The sequence below is a fragment of the Amycolatopsis sp. VC5-11 genome (genome assembly GCF_037034185.1).
Taxonomy (GTDB): domain Bacteria; phylum Actinomycetota; class Actinomycetes; order Mycobacteriales; family Pseudonocardiaceae; genus Amycolatopsis; species Amycolatopsis nivea.
Genome location: NZ_JBAGKF010000065.1, coordinates 1 through 267 on the forward strand (window position 1 = coordinate 1; position 267 = coordinate 267).

Here is a 267-nt window from a genome sequence, read left to right on the forward strand (position 1 = left end):
GAGCAGGAGGCCGTTGCCGCCGGCGACGGCGTTGTCGAAGCGCTTGCTGATCTCGGCCCAGTTGAAGATGTTCCACAGGGCGTTGACGTAGTCCGGCTTCACGTTCTTGTAGTCCAGGTAGAACGCGTGCTCCCACACGTCGACCAGCAGGATCGGCACGGTCGGCAGGATCAGGTTGTTGTGGTGGTCGCGCAGCTGCTGGGTGATCAGCGTCTTGCCGATCGGGTCCCACGACAGCGCGCCCCACCCGTTGCCCTGGATCGTGGT

Annotated in this window: 1 protein-coding gene; it reads right to left on the minus strand. The window is 64.0% G+C overall.

Translation table 11 applies throughout. The features are described from left to right. Positions 1-267, minus strand: a 267-nt coding sequence (locus WA670_RS45100) for a Fe-Mn family superoxide dismutase (RefSeq protein WP_336162320.1), incomplete at both ends; no start/stop codon positions are given.